Consider the following 22,699-nt stretch of genomic DNA (forward strand, 5'->3'; position numbering starts at 1 on the left):
ATCCATTGACTGTCTGGACTACTTGACCGCGACCTGGGAGATGTCCAGAACACCGGTCCAGTCACTGATCACGATGTTCTTGACGTCCTTGCCGTACAGCCGCTTGTAGACCGGGTGGAACAGCGGCACGGTCAGCGCCCGCTCGCCGATCTTCTTGTCCAGCGCACCCCACCTCTTGGCGGCGGCGTCAAGATCGGTCAACTTGTTGATCGCGTCAATCTCCGCATTGACCGACTTGTCATCCAGCAGGCCCGTGTTGAAGTTGGCGCCGTCCTTGACGATCTGCCGGCCGTCGAAGATGGGGGCGAGGAACGGGCCTCCGGAGGGCCAGTCGGCACCCCAGTGGGCGAGGAAGAAACCGGGCTCGGTCTTCACGTCGTGGATCTTGTCGGAGTAGTCGTTCTCCTCCAGACCCTCCAGCTCGACCGTGATGCCCGCCTTCTTCAGCGCGTCCTGCACGGCGGTCGCGATCTCGGGGCTGGTCTCGAAGTCCTTGGCGTTGGAGTGGGTCAGGGTGACGGTCAGCCCGTTCCCGTAACCGGCCTCCTTCAGCAGCTTCTTGGCCTTGGCCGGGTCACCGGCCTTGCCCGCCGGGAAGTGGTCGTAGGGCGTGTGGCCGAAGGACTTCTGGTCCGGCAGGAAGGTGGTGGCGGGCTCGGCCAGCGCGGAACCGCCGGCCGCGTTGACCACGGACGACCGGTCGATGGCGTACGAGATCGCCTGCCGCACCTTGACGTTGTCGAACGGCTTGATCGTCGGGTTGAACGCGAGGTAGTTGGTGTAGCCGAAGTGTCCGGTGCCGACGCGAGCAGCGAGTTCCTTGTCGCCGGTCACCTTGGCCAGTTCGGCAGGGCCGAGGTTGGTGTCCGTGGTGACCGCGGCCGCGTCCGCTCCCTGGGACGAGGACAGCCGCTGGTTGATCACGGAGGAGTCGAGCCCGGACCGTACGTCGATCCTGTCCGGGTACGCCTTGCGCTCGGCGTCCGTCGAGGCGGACCAGTGCGGGTTGCGCTCCAGGACGAGCCGCTCCCCGTCGTTCTCGTTCCTGACGACCTTGTACGGCCCGGACGAGATCGGGTGCTGCTCGTACTTCGTGCCGGTGTCCTTGCCCTTGGGGACGGGCGTGAACTGTGTCTGCGTGGCCAGGTACGGGAACTCGCCCTCGGGCTTGTTCAGGTGGAAGACGATGGTCCGCTGGTCCGGCGTCTCGATCGAGTCGAGCCCGCCCTTGTCCTTGTACGGCCCCTGGTAGTCGGCGCCGCCGACCAGCCAGTCCCTCAGGTACGGGGCGCCACCGGACAGTTCCGGGGCGAAGGAGCGCTCGATGCCGTACTTGATGTCGGCCGAGGTGATCGGGGTGCCGTCCTCGTACTTGAGGCCCTCCTTCAGCGTGTACGTCCACACGGTCGCGTCCTTGTTGGGGCGCCCGGTGTCGGTGGCGAGGTCGGGGACGACCTTGGCGCCGGCCTCGCCGTTCTCGCGGTTGCGGGTGGTGAGGGTGCGGAAGACGAGGGAGGGGACGTTGCCCCCGCCGGAGGTGTACAGGCGGGCCGGGTCGAAGTCCTGCTGCGGGCGGGAGTTCAGGACCGTGAGCGTGCCGCCCTTGTGGGGCGTCGAGTCGCCGCCGGCGCCCTTGGCACCGTTGTCCTCGGGCCCGCAGGCGGCCGCACCCGCTGCCACGACCAGGCTGACGGATGCCGCGGCCAGGCGGCGCGCTATGACGGACGGTTGACGCATCGGAGACGACCTCTCGGAGTGATGAGTCTCGAAGGGCGAGACAGTTTGACGCAGAGTGAGACGGAAGTGGACAGACGTCTGCCTCGGCGCCGGGTCGTCGGAAGCACATGAGAAGGCCGGGGATCGGAAACCCGGAGACTCACGCAAGAAGGGAAAAGCAATCGCGACGCGAACGCCTGAAGGCGGGCGTCAGCGACAGTGAATGTCGGCCACGCACAGAGCGGTCACACCGAGGAGCGCCAGCTCGATGGCGGCGCGGGAGGAGGTGTGACGGGACGACATGTGCAGAAATATGTACGAAGTCGCTGCACATGTCAATGTGACGCATACCCCACCCGTCAACTCCCGGGATACGGCCAGGGGTTGGGCCGACAGCGGATCCCGTCGTGTTCGAGGAACTTGGTCTGCTGCTGCATGACCGGGGCGAGGTCGCCGTCCTTGTCGCAGGTGACGTGGTTGAAGCCGAGCCGGTGGCCGATCTCGTGGTTGATCAGCATCTGCCGGTACGCGTGCATCCGATCACCGTAGGTCTCCGCCCCCTGAGCCCATCTGTACGCGTTGATCATCACGCGCTCGGTGGCGGCCGAGTCGCACGAGACGTTGTCCTCGGTGGTGTCGAGTCCGGACTTGGCGCACCAGACGGCGGTGGTGCCGGGGCTGGCCAGGGTGATGACGAAGTCGGGCTTGCCGGTGTAGATCCGCTCGAAGGTGCGGGCGCCGCTGTGGGACCAGCTCCGGTCGTCGTTGAGCGTCTTCTGCACCGCTTCGGCGAAGAGTTCGCCGTCGAGCCCGAGCCCCTGCTCCACGTCCACGCGATAGGTGAACTTCTGTCCCGTGCCGGGCGCCTTGTCGATCCCCGGGATCGCGTCGAACTTCCCCGAGCCCTTGAGCGTCGCGCTCAGCGCGTACGTCCGGTCCATCTTCTGCTCGTACGTCAGCGGCGCCACGCTCGGCGAACCCGAGGGCGTCGGCCGCCCGTCCCCGCGCGTGGCCGAGTCGCGGGCGTCCCGCGCCTGATCGTCGGCGGACTGCGACTGCACGTCGCCGTCGTCCCGCCCCTGCGCGACCTGTCCGGCGACGACGACGGCCAGCACGGTGACGACGGCGGCCGCCGCGATGCCGGTGAACGTCCGGCTCTTGCCGCCCTTCCCCGCCACGGGTTCGCCGGTCGGCGGGGCGTCGCCGTCGAGGCCGGTGCCGTTCCCCACTCCGTTGCCGGAACCGGTGTCCCAGTCGGTGACGGAGGCGTACGGGCCTGAGGCGTGCGCGGAGTCGGACCTGTGGGGCGCGACGACGTCGGCATCCTCGTCGAAGGCGTCGAGGTAGTCCTGCCGGGGCCCCTCGGACGGGGACGCCCGCCGGGGGCGCGGCAGGGGTGCGCCGGTGGTGGGCGGAGCGCCGGCCGCGCCGGGAGCGCCGTACGCGGCCCCCGGCCGCCCCCTCAACTCGCCCCAGCCGCCCCCGGTTTCCCGCTGCTCGGGGTGCCCGGCACGGGTGTGGGGGACGCCGTGCGCGGGCGTGCCGTCGGGGAGCCTCGGGAAGCCGTGCGCGGGCGTGCCGTCGGGGAGCCTCGCGACCCCCTGCGCGGGCGTGCCGTCCGAAGGGCCTCGTCGTCCGTAAGTCGGCGTCCCACCCGTCGGCATCCCCTGCCAGCCAGGCGGCGGCACCGGCACCCGGCGACCACCGGGACCACCGCGACCGTCACCGCCGGGATCACCAGGACCCCCACCGCCAGGGCCACCGGGGCCGCCGGGACCACCAGGACCACCGGACTGCGGCCAACCGCTCTGGCCCGCGCCCGGCGCCGTCCCCGGACGTGCGGCCGGGGCCCTGCCCGGTCCCTGCCCCGGCACGGACGGCCCCCGTTGGGCGGAGCCCGCCTCGGGCTGCGCTCCGCGGGAACCCTGTCGTGCGGTTGTGTCCGCGGTGTCGCGCTTGGCGGGCCCGCGGCGGCTGTGGCGTCCCACGTCGCGCCTCAGCTCCCCGCGTTCTCGGTCACGGCCTCGCCCTTGCCCGCGCTCCCGGTCGTGCCCTCGCCGACAACGCGTCCGGCCGTCGCCGGCTCCCCCGCCTCCGCGACCAGTTCACGGAACGCGCGGGCGACCACCTCGGGGTACTCCATCATCGCCACGTGCCCGGCCTCCGGCAGGGTCAGCAGACGGGAGTCACGGAAGCTGCGCGCGGCCTTCCGGCACATGCGGTAGCCCACGAGCTGGTCCCGGCCGCCGTAGATGAGCAGCGTCGGCGCCAGCACCCGCTCGGCCTGGCGCCACAGCGCGTGCTGGCCGCCCAGGGTGTAGGCGTTGACCAGCCCGCGCGCGGAACGCGTCATCGCGTCCCAGAAGTACGGCAGTTGGAGCCGGCGCTCCATCTCTTCGACCGCGTTGCGGAATCCTTCCGGAGTCACCCGCTCGGGGTCGCCGTAGCACAGGTGCATCACGCCACGGACCCGCTGCTCCGCCGTCCACTGCCTGGTCATCCGTGTGAAGAGCGCGGTCACCCCGGGCACCGCCAGCAGCCCGGTGGGCACGGCGGTGCGCTGGACTCGGAGTTCTGGCAGCGCGGGCGACACGAGGGTGAGGGTACGGACCAGGTCGGGGCGCACCGCGGCGACGCGCGTGGTGACCGCGCCGCCGAGCGAGTTGCCGAAGAGGTGTACGGGGCCGCGGTCCGAGGCGTCGAGATAGCGGATCACCGCGCGTGCGTGCGCGGTGATCGAGTAGTCGCCGTCGTCCGGTGGTGGCGAGTCGCCGAAGCCCGGCAGGTCGACGGCCTCGCAGTCGACGTCACCCTCGAGTTGCTCCATCAGCGCCGACCAGTTCTGCGAGGAACCGCCGAGTCCGTGGACGTACAGCGCGGGCGGCAGCCCCTCGCGCGCGGGCGGCCTCGACCGCACCGTCAGCGTGATCCCCGGCAGTCCCACCGACCGCAGCCGCTCGCCCTCCGCGACCCTGACGGTCGCCACCTTGGGGAGCACATTGGCGGCCGGCGCGGACGGGAGCTCGGTCGAAGACATGCGGCAATGTTACGAGACGATCACGCCATGGTTCATGTGTTCGCCGTCACAAGTCGACACGTACATGGCAGATATCCGGACAGGGAACCGGCCACGGGCGCCGCGCTCACAGAAGCCGCCCGGCGCATGTCCGAATCACCCACGGATCCCCCGCACATCGCATAGCGTCCGGAACCGGTGTTCCCTAGGCTCATACGCAGGGCACCCGTAGGAGGACCCCTGCTCACCCAGGGACGTTGTGCCCCCGGGGGACGTTCTAGGAAGGGAGCCCGCCATGGCCGTCGATCCCACCGACCCCGAGACGTTCGCGGACGACGACACCGAGGAAGCCCAGGAGTTCGACGTCGAGGCCCCTGCGGCCGACGCGGCCGAACAGCACGCCGACGTCCGACCGGACCGCGATGACCCGCTGACGGGCGTGAACCCGGACCGGGCCAACGAGGCCGATCTTGTCGAACAGACACGCGTCGTCTCCATCGACGAGGACGACTACCGGTGACATGGGCCCGCTCAGGGAGCCGATGAGCCGATGAGCCGAACGAAGGTGCAACCGGGCGCGAAAGCACGAAAACGCGCAAGGACGGAAGCACAGTGGCACGGAATCGAGTGCCACTGAACAGGAGAGAGGCCACTTCTTGCCCGTTCCACCCCGGTTTCAAACCTTCTGTGCGACTTTCATCACTGTCCGGTACGTGAAATTCTGCGCTCACACCGCGCACACCCGGGTTACCGAAAAGTACGATGGCGGCGCGGCGCACACCGCATGTGGACGATCTTGGGAGGCGGCGTGACAGCCATCGAGCAGACAGAGGCGGCGCGCCCGCGGGGCACTCGCCTGCCGCGCCGTGCCCGACGGAACCAGCTTCTGGGCGCGGCCCAGGAGGTCTTCGTCGCGCAGGGCTACCACGCTGCCGCGATGGACGACATCGCCGAGCGCGCCGGCGTCAGCAAGCCGGTGCTCTACCAGCACTTCCCCGGCAAGCTCGACCTCTACCTCGCCCTGCTGGACCAGCACTGCGAGTCGCTGATCCAGGCCGTACGCAACGCGCTCGCGTCGACGACCGACAACAAGCAGCGCGTCCGGGCGACGATGGACGCGTACTTCGCGTACGTCGAGGACGACGGCGGCGCCTTCCGTCTGGTCTTCGAGTCGGACCTGACGAACGAGCCGGCCGTACGCGAGCGCGTCGACAAGGTCACGAACGAATGCGCCGAGGCGATCTGCGACGTCATCGCCGAGGACACCGGCCTCTCGCGCGCGGAGTCGATGCTGCTCGCCTCCGGTCTCGGCGGCCTCGCCCAGGTCGTGGCCCGCTCCTGGCTGCACAGCGACCGCAGCGTTCCGCGCGACCAGGCGGTGCAGCTGATCACCTCCCTGGCATGGCGTGGCATCGCGGGCTTCCCGCTGCACGGCTCCGAGCACCACTGACGTCACACGTTCGCGACACGTTCGCGCGCGTCACGCCTTACCGGCACGCACGCGCGTGTGCGGGGCGTTTGTTCCCGTCCGCTGTTCGCTCCTGGCGTTCTCGGGCGGAGCATGTACGTCCCCTCACCGGGCTAATGTGTGCTGGGTACGGCGCGGAAGGTCGCGCACTTCACTGACCGTCGGAGGGACATAGCCGTGGAGGTCAAGATCGGCGTGCAGCACGCGCCCCGCGAGATCGTTCTGGAGAGCGGTCAGAGTGCCGAGGAGGTCGAGCGGGCGGTGTCCGACGCGCTGGCCGGGAAGTCGGCGCTGCTGAGCCTCGTGGACGAGCACGGCCGCAAGGTCCTGGTCCCGGCCGACCGACTCGCGTACGTGGAGCTCGGTGAGCCGGCCCCGCGCAAGGTGGGCTTCGGCGCGCTGTAGGCAGACGCCGACAGACAGGCGTGACAGGAGGGGCCCGGCGACTGCGTTCGCCGGGCCCCTCCTTCTTCTCCCTCATGGGCCTTCTCCCTCATGGGCGCGCTCCGCTGGATCTCCTCCACGGATGGAGCACAGGTCGATCACGGGGGGAGGATTGCATTCCGCAGGTCAGGGGTATGACGGGCTACGACTGTTTCGAGCAGGCCGGCCATGTGGGAGGGACCCCAACATGCTCATGGAAGCGCTCAGCTCCGCGATCCTCGGCCTGGCCTTGGCGTGGGCTGCCGCCCACCGCCTGCCACACCGTCTGCCCGCCCGTTCCCTGGTCCTGCCGACGGGTGTCGCCGGTGGCCTCTTCGGCGCCTTCATCACGCACACCGCGCTGGACTTCGGCAACCTCTTCGTGGTCCTCGTCGGCGCCGCGATCGTCTCCGCCGCGTCGCTCTCCCTGCTGGTACGCCCCTCGGGAAGACTCCGCCGCCACTCGGCGACCGCGTGAACCCCGAGGAGGAGCGGCCGCCGGACCCCTGACCGCCTGGCACGGGCGAGGCGGCCGAAGCGGAGTCCGGGGGCCACGGACCCAGGCCCCCAGTACCGGGCGCGGCGCTAAGCCGCCAGCCCCAGCGCAGCCATCCGCTTCGTGTGAGCCTCGGTGATCCGCGAGAACATCTTCCCGACCTCCGCGAGATCGAAGCCGTCCGCGACCCCGCCCACGAGCATCGTCGACAGGGCGTCCCGGTCGGCGACCACCCGCTGCGACTGGGACAGCGCCTCCCCCATCAGCCGCCGAGCCCACAACGCGAGCCGCCCACCCACGCGCGGGTCGGCATCGATCGCGGCCCGCACCTTCTCCACGGCGAACGACGCATGCCCGGTGTCATCGAGGACGGCCAGCACCAGTCCCCGGGTGTCCGAGTCGAGCCGAGCCGCGACCTCCCGGTAGAAGTCACTGGCGATCGAGTCACCGACGTACGCCTTGACCAGCCCTTCCAGCCAGTCCGACGGCGCCGTCTGCTTGTGGAACCCGTCCAGCGCGGCGACGAACGGCTCCATGGCCTGCGTCGGCTCGGCGCCGATCTCGGTGAGCCGGTCCCGCAGCTTCTCGTAGTGGTGGAACTCGGCCGACGCCATCTTCGCCAGCTCCGCCTTGTCCGCCAGCGTCGGCGCCAGCTTGGCGTCCTCCGCCAGCCGCTCGAACGCCGCGAGCTCCCCGTAGGCCAGCGCGCCGAGCAGGTCCACGACAGCGGCCCGGTACTGCGGATCGGCGGAGGCCTGCGCCCAGTCCTGGGCGGCTACCCCGGTGTGTTCGACGGTGGAGTCAGCGGTGTCGGAGGCGTCAGGGGTGTTGTCAGGCGTCGTCATGAAGCGCACAATAGCCCGCTCACCGCGTCACGGAAGGCCCTGGTCAATCAGTGTGACGCCGACTACGTGACCAATTCGGCCATCGCATGTGCGCGTTTCCGGGGTATGGTGGTAATGCGCCCGCTGAGTACTCTGACGTATTCGACGGGCCGCACGTTATGAGGATGCCCGGTCGGTGGCCCGATCGGCTCCGACCCGACAGCCCTCCACGGCCGTACGGCACTCTGCGTACGGAGCCCGGAGGGGGACACCCTCAGCGGTACGAGCGCTAGAGCGTCGGCAGTGGTCCCGTGCCTTACGGCCCCGACCGTACGGCAGCCGACGTCCCCCGGCACGGTCCGTCAACGACCCCCGCGCTCGCCTCGCACCGCGCACACAGAAGAGGCAGCACCCTGACTACGACTTTCCGAGAGCTCGGAATCCTTCCCGAGACCGCCGAGGCCCTTGAGGCCGTCGGCATCGTCAACCCCTTCCCCATCCAGGAGATGACCCTCCCCGTCGCCCTCTCCGGCACGGACGTCATCGGCCAGGCCAAGACCGGCACCGGCAAGACGCTGGGCTTCGGTCTCCCGCTCCTGGAGCGCGTCACCGTCCCCGCCGACGTGGAGGCCGGGCGCGCCAAGCCCGAGGACCTCACCGACGCCCCGCAGGCGCTCGTCGTCGTCCCCACCCGCGAGCTGTGCACGCAGGTGACGAACGACCTGCTGACCGCGGGCAAGGTGCGCAACGTCCGCGTCCTCGCCATCTACGGCGGCCGGGCCTACGAGCCCCAGGTCGAGGCCCTCAAGAAGGGCGTCGACGTGATCGTGGGCACCCCGGGCCGACTGCTGGACCTCGCCGGCCAGAAGAAGCTCAACCTCAAGCACATCAAGGCGCTCGTCCTCGACGAGGCCGACGAGATGCTCGACCTGGGCTTCCTCCCCGACGTCGAGAAGATCATCGACATGCTGCCGGCCAGGCGCCAGACCATGCTGTTCTCGGCGACCATGCCGGGCGCGGTCATCGGCCTCGCGCGCCGTTACATGTCGCAGCCCACCCACATCCGCGCCACCGCGCCGGACGACGAGGGCGCGACGGTCGCGAACACCGCGCAGTTCGTCTACCGCGCGCACAACATGGACAAGCCGGAGATGGTCGCGCGCATACTGCAGGCCGACGGCCGGGGACTGGCCATGGTCTTCTGCCGGACGAAGCGCACCGCGGCCGACCTCGCCGACCAGCTCCAGCAGCGCGGTTTCGCCGCCGGCGCGGTCCACGGCGACCTCGGCCAGGGCGCCCGTGAGCAGGCGCTGCGTGCCTTCCGCAACGGCAAGGTGGACGTCCTCGTCTGCACCGACGTCGCCGCCCGCGGCATCGACGTCGAGGGCGTGACGCACGTCATCAACTACCAGTCGCCGGAAGAGGAGAAGACGTACCTGCACCGCATCGGCCGCACCGGCCGCGCGGGCGCCAAGGGCATCGCGATCACTCTCGTCGACTGGGACGACATCCCGCGCTGGCAGCTGATCAACAAGGCGCTGGAACTGAACTTCAACGACCCGCCGGAGACGTACTCCACCTCCCCGCACCTCTTCGAGGAGCTGAACATCCCCGCGGGCACCAAGGGTGTCCTGCCGCGTTCGGAGCGCACGCGCGCCGGGCTCGGGGCGGAGGAACTGGAGGACCTCGGCGAGACCGGCGGACGCGGTGCGCGCGGTCGCGGTGGCCGAGGCGGCCGGGACGAGTCCCGCTCGTCCTCCTCGTCCTCGGAGCGTGAGCGCCCGGCGCGTACGCCGCGTCGCCGTCGCCGTACGCGTGGCGGTGCACCGCTGGACGCGACGCCGGCACCCGCCGCCGGTTCCGGCGTGCCGCAGGAGACCGAGACCGCCGAGGCGACCACGGCCGAGTCGGTCACCGCACCGCGCACCCCGCGCCGCCGTCGCCGCACGCGCGGCGGGGCGTCGGCGGAGCCGACTCCGGCCGTGACGGCCACGTCCCCCGAGCCCGCCGACGCCGCCGAGGCGGCCGTCACGACGGCCGAGGGCCCGGACCTGGACACCACCGGGGAGACCCCGGCCCAGCCGCGCCGCCGCCGGACGCGCAAGTCGGCGGAGCCGAAGGCGACTTCGGCCGAGGCGGTGGCGGCGCCTGAGGCTGTGACGGCGCCCGAGGTTGTGACGGCGCCCGAGGTTGTGACGGCGCCTGCGGCCGAGGCCACGCAGGTCTCGGAGCCCGAGGAGGCTCCCGCCACCAAGCCGCGCCGCCGCACCCGTAAGGCGACGACCCCGGCGGAGACGACTGTCGACACGGCCGAGGCCACCGAGGCCAAGCCCAAGGCACGCCGCACCCGCAAGACCGCGGCCACCGCCGAAGCCGCCGCCGACACGGCCGAAGGCACAGAAGCCAAGCCGCGCCGCACCCGCAAGACCGCGGCGTCCGCCGAAGCCGCCGCCCCGGCCCAGCCGGCCCAGGAGCCGGAAGCCGAGGAGGCCAAGCCGAAGACGCGCCGCACGCGCAAGGCGACCGCCGCCGCGGAGACGGCCGTCGACACAGCCGAGGCCACCGAGGCCAAGCCCAAGGCACGCCGCACCCGCAAGACCGCGGCCACCGCCGAAGCCACCGCCGACACGGCCGAAGGCACAGAAGCCAAGCCGCGCCGCACCCGCAAGACCGCGGCATCCGCCGCCGAGCCGGAGGCCACCGAGGCCAAGCCCAAGGCACGCCGCACCCGCAAGACCGCGGCCACCGCCGAAGCCGCCGCCGACACGGCCGAAGGCACGGAAACCAAGCCGCGCCGCACCCGCAAGACCGCAGCGTCCGCCGCTCCGGTCGCCGTTCCTGCCGCGGACATCCCGGCCCAGGCCGCGCAGGAGCCCACGGCCACGCAGGCGCCCGCGCCGCGCCGCCGTACCCGCAAGGCCACGGCCGCCGCGGAGCCCGCGGAGAGCTGATCCCCGTACGACGGCCCGGTCCCCCACGCGAGGGGGGACCGGGCCGTCGGCATTCCCGCCCACCCCGACGCCCGCCCCAGCGCACCCGCTACCCTCCCCCCGTGACCACCCAACCCGCCTTCACGCCGCCCCCTAGCGCCCGCGCCTACCCGCTCCACACCTCCCGCGGCACCTTCGCGGTCGTCGACTGCCCCGTCGCCCCCGGCGTCGAACCCCGGGGCGTCGCCCTGCTGCTCCCCGGCTTCACCGGCAGCAAGGAGGACTTCACGCTCATGCACCAGCCGCTCGCGGCGCGCGGGTACCGGACGATCGCCGTGGACGGTCGGGGGCAGCACGAGTCGGACGGACCCGAGCACGACGAGTCCCCGTACGCGCAGGGCGAGTTGGCCCGGGACGTCCTCGCTCAGGCGGCAGCCGTGGGCGGCCCCCTCCACCTCCTCGGCCACTCCCTCGGCGGCCAGATCTCCCGGGCCGCCGTTCTCCTCGACCACTCCCCGTTCCGCTCGCTCACCCTCATGGCGTCGGGCCCCGCCCAGATCTCCGAGTCCCAGCAGCAACGCGTGAAGCTGCTGCGGGACGCGCTCTCGGTGATGAGCATGGCGGAGACGTGGGAGGCCATCCGCGCCATGGGTCCGCCCGAGGAGGTCGGCGGACCGGCCCGCGGCATCGGTGGCCAGGACCTGCTGCGCCGCCGCTGGCTCGGCACGAAGCCCGCCCAGCTCCTCGCCACGGGGCGTCAGTTGTGCACGGAACCGGACCGCGTCGAGGAACTCGCCGCCGTCCCGCTCCCGTTCCACGTCCTGTCGGGCGCCAGCGACGACACCTGGCCGATCCCGGTCCTCGACGACATGGCCGCACGACTGAACGCCCGCCGGACGATCATCCCCGGCGCCGAGCACTCTCCCAACGCCGATCAGCCCCTGCGCACGGCCCAGGCCGTCGCCGACTTCTGGGACGGCGTCGACGGCACCGACGACGGACCACAGCCCTCGGACGCCTAGCGGCCCCCGCTAGTACTGCGCCTGCAAGTGCTCCCAGAACCCGTCCCGCAGCGCCCGCCGCAGATCCGCCTGCCCGCGCAGCGAGTACTGCAGCAGCCCCTCCGCCTCCACCAGCAGATCCTGGTCCACCGAGCCGGGCAGGTACGGGTGCCCGGGCAGCAGTTCCACGAGCGACTCCCGCCCCCGCGCCGCGAGCCACTTCGCCGCGATCTGCGCGCCGACGAACCGGACGTCCTCCCGGGTCGGCCGAGCGCCCGCCGTCTCGTACGCGGCGGCGGTGCGCCGGGAGACGTACGGCTTGAAGAAGTCGAGGTCGAACGTGCGCTGGCTGTCGACCTCCCAGAGCAGCGGCTCGGCCTGGTTGCGGCCCTCCGGCGCCTCGATGCCCCACAGGTGCACCCGCGCCCCGTACCCCTGCGCCGCCTCGACCGCCGACACCAGGTCCTCGTCGCCGCCGAGCAGTGCCGCGTCGCTGATGGCACGGTGTCTGGCCAGGGACTCCAGGTCGGTCCGGATCAGTGAATCGACGCCCTTTTGCTGGTTGTTGGCGTTGAGGTTCCCCAGCCGCACCTTCACGTCGGGGAGCTCGGCGATCGACTGCTGTTCCGCCGTGTGGATGCGGCGGCGGGCGCCGTCGTACCAGTAGACCCGCAGCAGCCTGCTGTCCGCGAAGATCGTGCGCGCCCTGTCGATGAGCGCCTCGATCAGCCCCTCGGCATCGAGGTCGAAGGCCCGGCGGTCCTCCGTACCGGCGACCAGGCGTCCCGCGGCGGCGTACAGATAGCCCGCGTCGACGAAGATCGCATGGGTGGAGGGCGTCTTCGCCACCTCGGCGAGCATGCGTTGCAGCAGCTCGTTGGTGCGGTCGATGCGGGCGGCGAGCGCCGCGAGGTCGTCGTTCATCGATTCCATTGTCCCGGCGGTCACGCTGCGAACACAACCGGTCCCGGTCGGTCTCGGACTGATAACTCAACGACCGCTTACCGGTCAGTAGTTAGTCGTTCGAAAATTTTCTTTAGCGTAGGGAATGTTTGTCACAGGCAGACCGTTGCATACGTGTGTAACGCAGTAGTTCTCCTCAGGAGGATGACCAGACGAAGGGAGAAGCCCATGCGCTTCGAGATCATGCGACTCGACGAGGTCGACGGCACGGCCGTGGACAGCACCGTCGTGGACGCCGCCTCCGTCAACCGGATCGTTCAGCAGGCCGCCGCGATCGGCCAGCGACTTTGGATCCGCCCGACCGAACCCACGGCCTCGTAATTTCGTTGATGCCTCCGGGCCCCGTACGGCAGCGACGCCGTACGGGGCCCTTGTGCATGAGAGAGGCGACCTCAGCTTCCCTTGATCACCTGGGTGACGCCGTTGATGATCTGCTGCACGGCGATCGCCGACAGCATCATGCCGGCGAGCCTCGTCACCAGGACCACACCGCCGTCCTTGATGACCCGGATGATCAGCAGCGAGTACCGCATCACGAGCCACAGCACGACATGGATGGCGAGGATCGCCGACCACACCGACACCTGCGTGCCGACGCTGTCGGCCTTCTCCACGGCGAGGATGACCGACACGATCGCACCCGGCCCGGCCAGCAGCGGCATGCCCAGCGGTACGAGGGCGACGTTGACGTCCTTGGTCTGCTTCGGCTCGTCCGTCTTGCCGGTGAGCAGGTCGAGCGCGATCAGCAGGAGCAGCAGCCCGCCCGCGATCATCAGCGCGGGGACGGAGACGTGCAGGTAATCGAGGATCTGGTGGCCGAGGAGCCCGAAGACCGCGATCACGCCGCCCGCCACACAGACGGCCTGGAAGGCCATCCGCTTCTGCACCTTGGCGGGCCGGCCGGCGGTGAGCGCGAGGAAGATCGGGGTGATCCCGGGGGGATCCATGATGACGAAGAGGGTCAGGAACAGGGAGCCGAAGACGGCGAGGTCGAACATGAGTGCCTTGCGGAGAAACGAAACGAACGGAACGGGGCCCGGAGCATGAGGTGCCGGGGGGGTGTGCTGGATGTGGAGGGTGTGAACCTCAGACCCCGCCGGTCCCGGGCACGGGGAACGCCCCGGTCGCCCGGCGCGTGATCTCGCCGTACACCTCGGGATCCGTCGTGTACTCGCCGAGCACGCACGTCTTCCGGCTGCCGTGGTAGTCGCTGGACCCGGTCGTCAGCAGCCCGAGCTCCTTGGCGAGCCCGCGCAGTCGCGCGCGTGCGTCGGGATCGTGGTCCATGTGGTCGACCTCGATGCCGTCGAGCCCCGCCGCGGCCATCGCCGCGATCGCGGACTCCGGCACCGTGCGGCCCCGCTTGCTCGCGGCCGGGTGCGCGAAGACGGCGACGCCGCCCGCGGCCTTGATCAGCCGGATCGCTTCGAACGGGTCGGTCTCGTGCTTCTCCACGAAGGCCCGGCCGCCGTCGGCCAGCCAGTCCTGTGTGAAGGCGTCGCCCACGGTCGGTACGACACCGAGCTCGACCAGCGCGGAGGCGACGTGCGGCCGGCCGACCGAGCCGTCGCCGGCGATCCGCAGCACCTGTTCCCAGGTGACGGGGACGCCCAGCGCGTTGAGCTTGGCGATCATTCCCTTGGCCCGGGGCACCCGGTCGTCGCGCACCAGCTCCCGCTCGGCGAGCAGCGCCGGCTCCTCGGGATCGAAGAGGTAGGCCAGCATGTGCATGCTGATGCCGTCGATACGGCAGGAGAGCTCGGCGCCGGTGACGAGGGTGAGCCCGTCCGGCAGCGCGGCGATCGCCTCGGCGTGGCCACGGGTGGTGTCGTGGTCGGTGAGCGCGACGACGTCCAGTCCGGCCGCGGCGGCGCGCCGCACCAGCTCGGCGGGGGTGTCGGTGCCGTCGGAAGCGGTGGAGTGGGTGTGCAGATCGATACGCACGACGCGGACTCCAGTCGATGACGGCACGGAAGGGGACGCTCAAGGATAACCAGGTTTTCAACGACCCCTGTCACACCCGTACCGCCGAGCGCCCCTTACACCGACCGACCTACCGGGGCGCGGGACTCCAGCGGCACCCAAGCGGCACTCCATAGGCACTCCATAGGCGCCTGCGCCCACCCAGCGGAGCGCTACGGCTCCAGCAGGCGCGGCGACAACGCCCCGCACGGCACCAGGTCCACCTCGGCCCCCGCGTCCCGCAGATCCGTCAGCACCAGCTCGTCGTACATCAGCAGCCCCGACTGCTCGGGCCACACGACCGCCCAGAGCCACATCCCGAGCGCCTCCCCCGCGAAGACGGCACGGTCGTCGGGGGTGCCGGAGACATGCCACAGCGGGGTCGGGCGGCCGGCGGCGAGGACCTTGACCTGGGGTGGCTTCTCGACGTTCATGTACGGACCCGGGTCCGGACCGTCCATGCCCGCATAGCGCGCGCCGAGCCCTACGCCGAGTTCCTCCGCGACCAGGATCAGCTCGCCCATGCCACCGAGCGGCCCGGGTCCGGAGCAGGCCACGGCCGCCGCACGGCCGCCGCTGCGGTCGTCGCCCGCGCTGGCGACGCCGGTGAACAGCCAGCCGATCGGCAGCGGCCATGGCATCCACACCGGCACCTGCGTGCGGTGCACCACGACACCGAGGGCCTCGACGCTGGGCGGGATCACGGGCTGCACCGGATGCACGGTGCCGTGCACATCACACTGCCAGGTGTCGGCGAAGAGTCCGGGAGCCCTGACCCGGCCACCACACTTCGGGCAACTGGGTTCGCCCCTCATAGGGCTCCACGGTCCTACCCCTTCCGCGTCACGTCAAGGACGATCACCCGTCCGGACGGAACCCTTCACCACTCAGTTTTAGATGTAGCCGACATTGATCAGATGGGCCAACACGCTCGTCGACCCGATCCGGAACCCGGACGCGATCGAGGACGGTGTCACCGCGTTCGCCAACTGACGCGTTTCGGCCAGCGGTTGGTGAGGTTGCTCACGCCAGCGGGACGGAGGTGCGGGCGGGATCCCGAAGGTCCGTTCCGCTCGTCAGCCAGCGCTCCTGGAGGGCCTGGGCGCCGTGGACGCGCTTCCAGGCGGCCTCGTTCGGAGTCATGGGCAGCAAGGGCAGGAAGTGCACGGGGTCGGCGGGCTCGTCGAGTTCCAGGTCCTCGACCAGGCCGCCCGGCTCGGCGACCAGCACCGAGGTGAAGGGGGCGCCGGGCCACAGCGGTTCGCCCACGTCCAAGGAGGCGCCGGGGGCCACGATCACACCCTCGACCTGCGGGGACGCGGCGAGCACGGCGAGCGGGCGGAGCACCTTGTCGGTGTCGGCGAGTCCGGATCGGACCGAGAGGACCAGCTCGGCGCGGGGGCCCTTGACCGGGTCGGCGACCATCGCCGTGGGGTCGTTCATGGGCTGTGCGGACATCCCGAGCGTGGCGTAGCGGACGATGTCGCCCTGCTGGAAACGGAGCACCTCGATGCGTTCCGTACCGAGGAAGGTGACCGCCGCGCGCGCGTCCGGCTCACCCAGCGCGGTACGCAACCGGGCCTCGACCAGAGGAAGAACATCAGCCATGCGGCGAGCATAGAACTCGTCAGCGCCAGGCAAAGCAGCGCCTTGACACTTCAGTCGGCTGATACTCTTGCCCGGTGTTCGGGGCAGCACGCAGAAGCGTCGCGATCGAGTCCCGACGCCGGATTGTGACCCCTACGGGGAACCCCGAACGGGGTATGGAACGTCCCTCACGAGGGACCGGCCGGAGGAGGTGGGGCTGCTATGGATCGAAGTCGACCGTGCAGTACCACTCGCTCTTCCCGCCACTGATATAGCTGATTCGGCTGTTCCGGCTCCGGCTGACCGCCGCCTTTCACGCTCGTGTCCTCACGCGGAAGAGCACTTCGTTTCGCTTTGCCTGATCGGTCCGATCTGTATCAGCAACGAAGCCCATCACCGCGACGGTGCGGTGCTCCCCGCTTTGTGGACGTGCCAAACATCCTGAGGTCAGGACGTCCCCATTCCGGGCAGTTCCAACCGGGCTGCGGCCTTCCACGCTTCGTTGCCCGTCGCGAAGGAGCCTGCTCATGTCGATGATCCGCGACCTGCGTGCCGTGGTCCGCCCGTCCCGCGTCTCGCTGCGCAAGGACAACGGCACGTACGACACCACCCGCGACCCGGCGACGCCCTCCGCCGTCGTCGACTGCGCCGTCTACCGGGACGGCGCCCGCGTCGAGAGCCCCAAGCCGCTGACCCCGCACGAGGCGATGCGCCAGGTGCGGCGCGACGGGGGGTTCGTCTGGATCGGTCTGCACGAGCCGACCGAGGCCGAGTTCGCCGGTATCGCAAACGAGTTCGGACTGCACCCGCTGGCGGTCGAGGACGCCGTGCAGGCCCACCAGCGCCCGAAGCTGGAGCGGTACGACGACTCCCTCTTCACCGTCTTCAAGACCATCCACTACGTCGACCACGACGAGCTCACCGCCAACAGCGAGATCGTCGAGACCGGCGAGGTCATGTGCTTCACCGGCCGGGACTTCTTCATCACCGTCCGGCACGGCGGCCAGGGCTCGCTGCGGGCCCTCAGGCACCGTCTCCAGGACGACCCCGAGCTGCTCGCCAAGGGCCCGTCGGCCGTGCTGCACGCCATCGCCGACCATGTCGTCGACGGGTACATCGCCGTCGCCGACGCGGTGCAGGACGACATCGACGAGGTCGAGACCGAGGTCTTCTCGCTGGGACGCAAGGGCACGCCCCGCGGTACGGACGCGGGGCGGATCTACCAACTCAAGCGCGAGGTGCTGGAGTTCAAGCGCGCTGTGTCGCCGCTCCTGCGTCCCATGCAGCTGCTGAGCGAGCGGCCCATGCGGCTGATCGACCCGGACATCCAGAAGTACTTCCGGGACGTCGCCGACCACCTGGCCCGGGTGCAGGAGCAGGTCATGGGCTTCGACGAGCTGCTGAACTCGATCCTCCAGGCCAACCTGGCGCAGGCGTCCGTCGCGCAGAACGAGGACATGCGGAAGATCACCTCCTGGGCCGCGATCATCGCCGTACCGACGATGGTGTGCGGGGTGTACGGGATGAACTTCGACTACATGCCGGAACTGCGCTGGAAGTTCGGGTACCCGATGGTGCTCGGGATCACGGCGATGATCTGCCTCGGTATCCACCGCACGCTGAAGCGGAACGGATGGCTCTGAGCAGCCCGGACAGCGCTGGATAGGCTTGGGCCATGACAAGCGAGCTGCTCGACCAGGCCCTCGTCGAGGAGGCCACGAAGAAGTCCGGCCTCATCTGGGTCAAGGGGCCCGGTGCCCCGGCCCGGGCGCTGTGGCACGTGTGGCACGAGGGTGCGGCCTGTGTCGTGGGCGACGGTCCGGGCGAGCAGCCGCTTCCGGGGCTGGCCGACGGGGCCGGGGCCGAGGTGACGGTCCGCAGCAAGGACAAGGGCGGCCGGCTGGTCTCGTGGTCGGCGAAGGTCGTGGAGCTCGCGCCGGGCTCCGAGCCGTGGGAGGCCGCGGTCGCCGAACTCAAGGGCAAGCGCCTGAACGCCCCCGACGGCGAGGCGATGCCCCGGCGCTGGGCGCGGGAATGCCGGGTGCTGCGGCTGGAGCCGACGGGTGGGACGGCACCGTTGCCGGAGGGGTCGCTGTCGGAGGCCCCGCTGCCGACGCCGGCGACGACCCGGCAGCCGATTCCGGCGGGGCTGCCGCGGTTGCTGCTGAAGAGGCGCAAGCGGAAGTAGGGGCGGGGCGGACAACCGGAACCTGCGGGGGCCGCTCTCCGTCGCCTACGACGTCGGCAGCTCTTTGCCGTAGTCCACCGTGTCGTCCTTGGCGGGCTTCTCCAGCGGGAAGTCCTTGCCCCACGAGGAGAACGTCAGCGTGCCCGCGCCGCCCGCCCGGGTCAGGCGGAGGGGGTACGGGGTGCCCTCCAGGGAGACGTCGAGGGTACCGCCGGAGCCGGCGTCGCCGGTGATGCGGATGCTGCGGGTGCCCGCCTGCTCGTGGTGGCCGTCCTTGGCCAGGTTGCCGTGCAGGGTCAACAGGCCGTCCAGGAGTACGTCCTTGTCCGTGAAGCCGCTGAACTTCTTGTACGACGGATCGCCCTGCGGCACCTTCACGTACTTGCCGCCCAGCTTGTCCACGGCCGCCGCATCCGCCTTGCCGTCGTTGCCCGCATCGCTCCAGAAGCCGGCGTCGGCCTTCAGATACAGCTGCTCGCCGATCCGCAGCAGCTGGAAGGTCGACCCCTGCGCGGTGACCGACCCCGTCGCACCGTCGGACTTCAGTTGCATGTCGAGTTTGTAAGTGCGCCCACTGGTGACCACGTTCCCGGAGAGCCGCACCGCCTCGGCGGAGTCGGCGGCCGTACGGGTCTTGCGCTGGATCTCGGCGGCCGACAACCTGCCGACCCCGTTGGTGCCCTCGTCCGGGTCCTCACTGCATCCCGTCAGTCCCGTTCCCGACACGACCAGGGCGCACACGGCGCTCATCAGCGCGGCCCGGCGAGCACGACCCTGCGGAATCGCAGTCACAGGCGGGACTGCCTTTCTGTCGAGTGACGTCAGCGGCGTACCGCAGCGTACCGGCCCCTCGGGGCCGCGGCGGAGCCAGTCCGTCCGGACCCCTCACCAGGGCGTATCGGATCCGGACGGGCTAGCCTGAAGCCCATCCGAGCGGGCAATTCGGGTAAGCGGCACAGTCAGCGGAACGGCACGAGAAGCAGCAACAGCAACACGGCACACCACGTACGAAAAGGAGCCGCAGCCATGGCAGCCGGCGTCCCCCGGATCTTCGTCTCGCACCTCGCCGGCGTCGCCGTTTTCGACCCGAACGGCGACCAGGTCGGCCGCGTCCGCGATCTCGTCGTCATGCTGCGCGTCGGCCGGCGTCCCCCGCGTCTGCTCGGCCTGGTCGTCGAACTCGCCACCCGGCGCCGCATCTTCCTGCCCATGACCCGCGTGACCAGTATCGAGTCCGGCCAGGTCATCACCACCGGCGTGCTCAACGTCCGCCGCTTCGAACAGCGCCCCACCGAGCGCCTCGTCTTCGGCGAACTGCTCGACCGGCGCGTCACGCTCGTCGAGACCGGCGAGGAGGTCACCGTACTCGACCTGTCGGTGCAGCAACTGCCGGCCCGGCGGGACTGGGAGATCGACAAGGTGTTCGTACGCAAGGGCGGCAAGAGCGGCGCCTTCAGGCGTGCCAAGGGCGAGTCGCTGACCGTCGAGTGGTCCGCCGTCACCGGGTTCTCCGCGGAGGAGAAGGGGCAGGGCGCCGAGAGCCTGCTGGCCACCTTCGAGCAGCTGCGCCCCGCCGACCTCGCCAACGTCCTGCACCACCTCTCCCCCAAGCGCCGCGCCGAGGTCGCCGCCGCCCTCGACGACGACCGCCTCGCCGACGTCCTGGAAGAACTCCCCGAGGACGACCAGATCGAGATCCTCGGCAAGCTGAAGGAGGAGCGCGCCGCCGACGTCCTGGAGGCCATGGACCCGGACGACGCGGCCGACCTGCTCGGTGAGCTCCCGGAGGACGACCAGGAGCGGCTGCTCAGCCTGATGCAGCCCGCCGACGCGGCCGACATGCGCCGCCTGATGGCGTACGAGGAGCACACCGCGGGCGGTCTGATGACCACCGAACCCATCGTGCTGCGCCCGGACGCCACCGTCGCCGACGCCCTCGCCCGCGTCCGCAACCCCGACCTGTCCCCCGCCCTCGCCGCCCAGGTCTACGTCTGCCGCCCGCCCGACGAGACGCCCACCGGCAAGTACCTCGGCACGGTCCACTTCCAGCGCCTGCTGCGCGACCCTCCGTACACCCTGGTCAGCTCGCTCGTCGACGAGGCCCTGGAGGCCCTGGCGCCGGACGCCGCGCTGCCGGTCGTCGCCGGGTTCTTCGCGACGTACGACATGGTCGCGGCACCCGTCGTCGACGAGTCCGGTTCGCTGCTGGGCGTGGTCACCGTGGACGACGTGCTGGACCACATGCTGCCCGAGGACTGGCGGGAGACGGAGTTCCACCTGGACGAGGACGCGGGCGAGGGGGTGGCGGCGAATGGCTCCTGAGCGCGAGGGCACGCGCGAGCGGATGGCGTCGGGCGCCACAGCGGCCACCCGGGGGCCCCGCGCGCGTCTCGACCAGCCCCGGGCGCCGCGCCGCCGGCTCCTGCCCGAGTGGGATCCGGAGGCATTCGGTCGGCTGTCGGAGCGGATCGCCCGTTTCATCGGCACCGGACGGTTCCTCGTCTGGATGACGGTCGTGATCATCGTGTGGGTGCTGTGGAACATCTCCGCACCCCGCGACCTGCGGTTCGACGAGTACCCGTTCATCTTCCTGACCCTGGCCCTGTCCCTGCAGGCCTCCTACGCCGCCCCGCTGATCCTGCTCGCGCAGAACCGGCAGGACGACCGCTCCCGGGTCGAGCTCGAACAGGACCGCAAGCAGAACGAGCGGTCGATCGCCGACACCGAGTACCTGACCCGCGAGATCGCCGCGCTGCGCATCGGGCTCGGGGAGGTCGCCACCCGCGACTGGATGCGCTCGGAGCTCCAGGACGTGGTGAAGGAGCTGGAGGAGCGGCAGAACGGCCACCGCCCGGACGGCCACCACGAGCCCGGCGTATTCCCGGCGGAACGGTCGCGCGGACGTGACGTAGACGACCGCTGACAGACTTTCCGGGGCATGGCTACCGGGCCGTACCATCGTCCTTATGGCTACGGTAGACGCGGTGCGCGAAGCACTGGCGACGGTGAACGACCCCGAGATCAACCGCCCCATCACCGAACTGGGGATGGTCAAGTCGGTGGAGATCGGTGCGGACGGTGCGGTCGCGGTCACCGTGTACCTGACCGTCTCCGGCTGCCCGATGCGCGAGACGATCACGCAGCGCGTGACGGACGCCGTCTCCCGGGTCGGGGGCGTCACCCGCGTCGACGTCACGCTCGACGTGATGAGCGACGAGCAGCGCAAGGAGCTGGCGAACGCCCTGCGCGGCGGCCAGGCCGAGCGGGAGGTCCCGTTCGCCAAGCCGGGCTCGCTGACCCGCGTGTACGCGGTCGCGTCCGGCAAGGGCGGCGTCGGCAAGTCGTCGGTGACGGTGAACCTGGCGGCGGGGATGGCGGCCGACGGTCTGAAGGTGGGCGTCGTCGACGCCGACATCTACGGCCACAGCGTGCCGCGCATGCTGGGCGCCGACGGCCGTCCGACCCAGGTCGAGAACATGATCATGCCGCCGTCCGCGAACGGCGTGAAGGTCATCTCCATCGGCATGTTCACGCCGGGCAACGCCCCGGTCGTCTGGCGCGGCCCGATGCTGCACCGCGCCCTCCAGCAGTTCCTGGCGGACGTGTACTGGGGTGACCTGGACGTCCTGCTCCTGGACCTCCCGCCGGGCACCGGCGACATCGCGATCTCCGTCGCCCAGCTGGTCCCGAACGCCGAGATCCTGGTCGTCACGACCCCGCAGCAGGCGGCGGCCGAGGTCGCCGAGCGCGCCGGGTCCATCGCCGTCCAGACCCACCAGAAGATCGTCGGTGTGGTCGAGAACATGTCCGGCCTGCCCTGCCCGCACTGCGGCGAGATGGTCGACGTGTTCGGCACGGGCGGCGGCCAGGCCGTCGCCGACGGCCTCACGCGCACGACCGGCACGAACGTCCCGGTCCTCGGCAACATCCCCATCGACGTCCGCCTGCGCGAGGGCGGCGACGAGGGCAAGCCCGTGGTCCTGACCGACCCGGACTCCCCGGCGGGCTCGGCCCTGCGGGCGATCGCCGGCAAGCTCGGCGGCCGGCAGCGGGGCCTGTCGGGCATGTCGCTGGGGATCACGCCACGCAACAAGTTCTGATCGCTCGACGCCGATGGGGGCGCCG

23 protein-coding genes are annotated in these 22,699 nt (G+C 70.7%); 12 read left to right on the forward strand and 11 right to left on the reverse strand.

Annotated features, from left to right (window positions below; all coding sequences use genetic code 11):
• Window positions 1–18 precede the first annotated feature (18 nt).
• The 4 genes from ABZ078_RS33345 to ABZ078_RS33360 all read right to left on the reverse strand — a co-directional run bounded on the left by ABZ078_RS33345 (window position 19) and on the right by ABZ078_RS33360 (window position 4,753).
• Window positions 19–1,737, reverse strand: coding sequence for an ABC transporter substrate-binding protein (locus tag ABZ078_RS33345; protein ID WP_356581564.1), 1,719 nt, complete (start codon window positions 1,735–1,737; stop codon window positions 19–21).
• Window positions 1,738–1,926: 189 nt separating this feature from the next.
• Window positions 1,927–2,019, reverse strand: coding sequence for an Ms4533A family Cys-rich leader peptide (locus tag ABZ078_RS33350; RefSeq protein ID WP_356581566.1), 93 nt, complete (start codon window positions 2,017–2,019; stop codon window positions 1,927–1,929).
• Window positions 2,020–2,075: 56 nt separating this feature from the next.
• Window positions 2,076–3,380, reverse strand: a complete 1,305-nt coding sequence (locus ABZ078_RS33355; protein WP_356581568.1) for a DUF3152 domain-containing protein — start codon at window positions 3,378–3,380, stop codon at window positions 2,076–2,078.
• 332 nt (window positions 3,381–3,712) lie between these two features.
• Entirely contained in the window at window positions 3,713–4,753 is a 1,041-nt protein-coding gene (locus tag ABZ078_RS33360; RefSeq protein ID WP_356581570.1) for an alpha/beta hydrolase, read from the reverse strand.
• 274 nt (window positions 4,754–5,027) lie between these two features.
• On the opposite strand from ABZ078_RS33360, the gene ABZ078_RS33365 reads away from it, so the two are divergent.
• From ABZ078_RS33365 to ABZ078_RS33380, 4 genes are all read left to right on the forward strand, one after another.
• Complete coding sequence (locus ABZ078_RS33365) at window positions 5,028–5,252, forward strand: hypothetical protein (RefSeq protein WP_356581572.1); 225 nt, start codon at window positions 5,028–5,030, stop codon at window positions 5,250–5,252.
• Between the two features lie 288 nt (window positions 5,253–5,540).
• Window positions 5,541–6,182 carry a TetR/AcrR family transcriptional regulator gene (locus ABZ078_RS33370; protein ID WP_356581574.1) on the forward strand — a complete coding sequence of 214 codons (642 nt, stop codon included), beginning with the start codon at window positions 5,541–5,543 and terminating at the stop codon, window positions 6,180–6,182.
• A gap of 195 nt (window positions 6,183–6,377) precedes the next feature.
• Window positions 6,378–6,605, forward strand: a complete 228-nt coding sequence (locus ABZ078_RS33375; RefSeq protein WP_210577227.1) for a DUF3107 domain-containing protein — start codon at window positions 6,378–6,380, stop codon at window positions 6,603–6,605.
• Window positions 6,606–6,831: 226 nt separating this feature from the next.
• The gene (locus ABZ078_RS33380) at window positions 6,832–7,101 is read left to right on the forward strand and encodes a hypothetical protein (RefSeq protein ID WP_356581576.1); all 270 of its coding nucleotides are present in this window, start codon (window positions 6,832–6,834) and stop codon (window positions 7,099–7,101) included.
• Window positions 7,102–7,208: 107 nt separating this feature from the next.
• Here ABZ078_RS33380 and ABZ078_RS33385 read toward each other — a convergent pair whose 3' ends face one another.
• Window positions 7,209–7,973: a ferritin-like fold-containing protein gene (locus ABZ078_RS33385; protein ID WP_062155028.1), complete on the reverse strand. Its 765-nt coding sequence runs from the start codon at window positions 7,971–7,973 to the stop codon at window positions 7,209–7,211.
• Window positions 7,974–8,449: 476 nt separating this feature from the next.
• Here ABZ078_RS33385 and ABZ078_RS33390 point away from each other — a divergent pair, with 476 nt between their 5' ends.
• On the forward strand, window positions 8,450–10,894 hold the full coding sequence (locus ABZ078_RS33390; protein ID WP_356581577.1) for a DEAD/DEAH box helicase: 2,445 nt from the start codon (window positions 8,450–8,452) through the stop codon (window positions 10,892–10,894).
• Between the two features lie 101 nt (window positions 10,895–10,995).
• A complete protein-coding gene (locus ABZ078_RS33395; protein ID WP_356581578.1) occupies window positions 10,996–11,895 on the forward strand; it encodes an alpha/beta hydrolase in 900 nt (299 codons plus the stop codon).
• Window positions 11,896–11,904: 9 nt separating this feature from the next.
• On the opposite strand, the gene ABZ078_RS33400 is transcribed toward ABZ078_RS33395, so the two are convergent.
• On the reverse strand, window positions 11,905–12,798 hold the full coding sequence (locus ABZ078_RS33400; protein WP_356581580.1) for an NYN domain-containing protein: 894 nt from the start codon (window positions 12,796–12,798) through the stop codon (window positions 11,905–11,907).
• Window positions 12,799–13,005: 207 nt separating this feature from the next.
• Between ABZ078_RS33400 and ABZ078_RS33405 the strand changes: the two genes are divergently transcribed.
• Entirely contained in the window at window positions 13,006–13,158 is a 153-nt protein-coding gene (locus ABZ078_RS33405) for a hypothetical protein (protein WP_019757098.1), read from the forward strand.
• Between the two features lie 71 nt (window positions 13,159–13,229).
• Here ABZ078_RS33405 and ABZ078_RS33410 read toward each other — a convergent pair whose 3' ends face one another.
• The 4 genes from ABZ078_RS33410 to ABZ078_RS33425 form a co-directional block, all read right to left on the reverse strand.
• Entirely contained in the window at window positions 13,230–13,835 is a 606-nt protein-coding gene (locus ABZ078_RS33410) for a MarC family protein (RefSeq protein ID WP_356581582.1), read from the reverse strand.
• Between the two features lie 88 nt (window positions 13,836–13,923).
• The gene (locus tag ABZ078_RS33415) at window positions 13,924–14,781 is read right to left on the reverse strand and encodes a PHP domain-containing protein (RefSeq protein ID WP_356581584.1); all 858 of its coding nucleotides are present in this window, start codon (window positions 14,779–14,781) and stop codon (window positions 13,924–13,926) included.
• Window positions 14,782–14,972: 191 nt separating this feature from the next.
• Window positions 14,973–15,614, reverse strand: a complete 642-nt coding sequence (locus ABZ078_RS33420; protein WP_356581586.1) for a DUF6758 family protein — start codon at window positions 15,612–15,614, stop codon at window positions 14,973–14,975.
• A gap of 208 nt (window positions 15,615–15,822) precedes the next feature.
• Complete coding sequence (locus ABZ078_RS33425; protein ID WP_356581588.1) at window positions 15,823–16,407, reverse strand: suppressor of fused domain protein; 585 nt, start codon at window positions 16,405–16,407, stop codon at window positions 15,823–15,825.
• A 506-nt stretch (window positions 16,408–16,913) separates the two neighbouring features.
• Here ABZ078_RS33425 and ABZ078_RS33430 point away from each other — a divergent pair.
• Entirely contained in the window at window positions 16,914–18,029 is a 1,116-nt protein-coding gene (locus tag ABZ078_RS33430; protein ID WP_356581590.1) for a magnesium and cobalt transport protein CorA, read from the forward strand.
• 32 nt (window positions 18,030–18,061) lie between these two features.
• On the forward strand, window positions 18,062–18,574 hold the full coding sequence (locus tag ABZ078_RS33435) for a hypothetical protein (RefSeq protein WP_356581592.1): 513 nt from the start codon (window positions 18,062–18,064) through the stop codon (window positions 18,572–18,574).
• Between the two features lie 45 nt (window positions 18,575–18,619).
• Here ABZ078_RS33435 and ABZ078_RS33440 read toward each other — a convergent pair whose 3' ends face one another.
• A complete protein-coding gene (locus ABZ078_RS33440) occupies window positions 18,620–19,366 on the reverse strand; it encodes a hypothetical protein (protein WP_356581594.1) in 747 nt (248 codons plus the stop codon).
• Between the two features lie 234 nt (window positions 19,367–19,600).
• Between ABZ078_RS33440 and ABZ078_RS33445 the strand changes: the two genes are divergently transcribed.
• Genes ABZ078_RS33445 through ABZ078_RS33455 form a run of 3 tightly spaced genes read left to right on the forward strand, consistent with a single transcriptional unit; the run spans window position 19,601 to window position 22,674 of the window.
• Window positions 19,601–20,896 (forward strand): CBS domain-containing protein, encoded by a 1,296-nt coding sequence (locus tag ABZ078_RS33445; protein ID WP_356581596.1) that lies wholly within the window; start codon window positions 19,601–19,603, stop codon window positions 20,894–20,896.
• Window positions 20,886–21,497, forward strand: a complete 612-nt coding sequence (locus ABZ078_RS33450; protein ID WP_356581598.1) for a DUF1003 domain-containing protein — start codon at window positions 20,886–20,888, stop codon at window positions 21,495–21,497. The genes ABZ078_RS33445 and ABZ078_RS33450 overlap by 11 nt, the downstream gene beginning before the upstream one ends.
• Before the next feature lie 43 nt (window positions 21,498–21,540).
• Window positions 21,541–22,674, forward strand: a complete 1,134-nt coding sequence (locus ABZ078_RS33455; protein WP_356581600.1) for an Mrp/NBP35 family ATP-binding protein — start codon at window positions 21,541–21,543, stop codon at window positions 22,672–22,674.
• Window positions 22,675–22,699: the final 25 nt, after the last annotated feature.

Origin of the sequence: Streptomyces sp. NPDC006385, from assembly GCF_040612485.1 — a bacterium.
Taxonomy (GTDB): domain Bacteria; phylum Actinomycetota; class Actinomycetes; order Streptomycetales; family Streptomycetaceae; genus Streptomyces.

Coding starts and splice junctions, on each gene's coding strand:
- ABZ078_RS33350 (WP_356581566.1), bottom strand. CDS start 2,019: ATGTCGTCCCGTCACACCTCCTCCCGCGCCGCCATCGAGCTGGCGCTC.
- ABZ078_RS33400 (WP_356581580.1), bottom strand. CDS start 12,798: ATGAACGACGACCTCGCGGCGCTCGCCGCCCGCATCGACCGCACCAAC.
- ABZ078_RS33445 (WP_356581596.1), top strand. CDS start 19,601: ATGGCAGCCGGCGTCCCCCGGATCTTCGTCTCGCACCTCGCCGGCGTC.
- ABZ078_RS33410 (WP_356581582.1), bottom strand. CDS start 13,835: ATGTTCGACCTCGCCGTCTTCGGCTCCCTGTTCCTGACCCTCTTCGTC.
- ABZ078_RS33355 (WP_356581568.1), bottom strand. CDS start 3,380: ATGCCGACGGGTGGGACGCCGACTTACGGACGACGAGGCCCTTCGGAC.
- ABZ078_RS33435 (WP_356581592.1), top strand. CDS start 18,062: ATGACAAGCGAGCTGCTCGACCAGGCCCTCGTCGAGGAGGCCACGAAG.
- ABZ078_RS33365 (WP_356581572.1), top strand. CDS start 5,028: ATGGCCGTCGATCCCACCGACCCCGAGACGTTCGCGGACGACGACACC.
- ABZ078_RS33360 (WP_356581570.1), bottom strand. CDS start 4,753: ATGTCTTCGACCGAGCTCCCGTCCGCGCCGGCCGCCAATGTGCTCCCC.
- ABZ078_RS33405 (WP_019757098.1), top strand. CDS start 13,006: ATGCGCTTCGAGATCATGCGACTCGACGAGGTCGACGGCACGGCCGTG.
- ABZ078_RS33455 (WP_356581600.1), top strand. CDS start 21,541: ATGGCTACGGTAGACGCGGTGCGCGAAGCACTGGCGACGGTGAACGAC.
- ABZ078_RS33450 (WP_356581598.1), top strand. CDS start 20,886: ATGGCTCCTGAGCGCGAGGGCACGCGCGAGCGGATGGCGTCGGGCGCC.
- ABZ078_RS33420 (WP_356581586.1), bottom strand. CDS start 15,614: ATGAGGGGCGAACCCAGTTGCCCGAAGTGTGGTGGCCGGGTCAGGGCT.
- ABZ078_RS33430 (WP_356581590.1), top strand. CDS start 16,914: ATGTCGATGATCCGCGACCTGCGTGCCGTGGTCCGCCCGTCCCGCGTC.
- ABZ078_RS33390 (WP_356581577.1), top strand. CDS start 8,450: ATGACCCTCCCCGTCGCCCTCTCCGGCACGGACGTCATCGGCCAGGCC.
- ABZ078_RS33425 (WP_356581588.1), bottom strand. CDS start 16,407: ATGGCTGATGTTCTTCCTCTGGTCGAGGCCCGGTTGCGTACCGCGCTG.
- ABZ078_RS33345 (WP_356581564.1), bottom strand. CDS start 1,737: ATGCGTCAACCGTCCGTCATAGCGCGCCGCCTGGCCGCGGCATCCGTC.
- ABZ078_RS33380 (WP_356581576.1), top strand. CDS start 6,832: ATGCTCATGGAAGCGCTCAGCTCCGCGATCCTCGGCCTGGCCTTGGCG.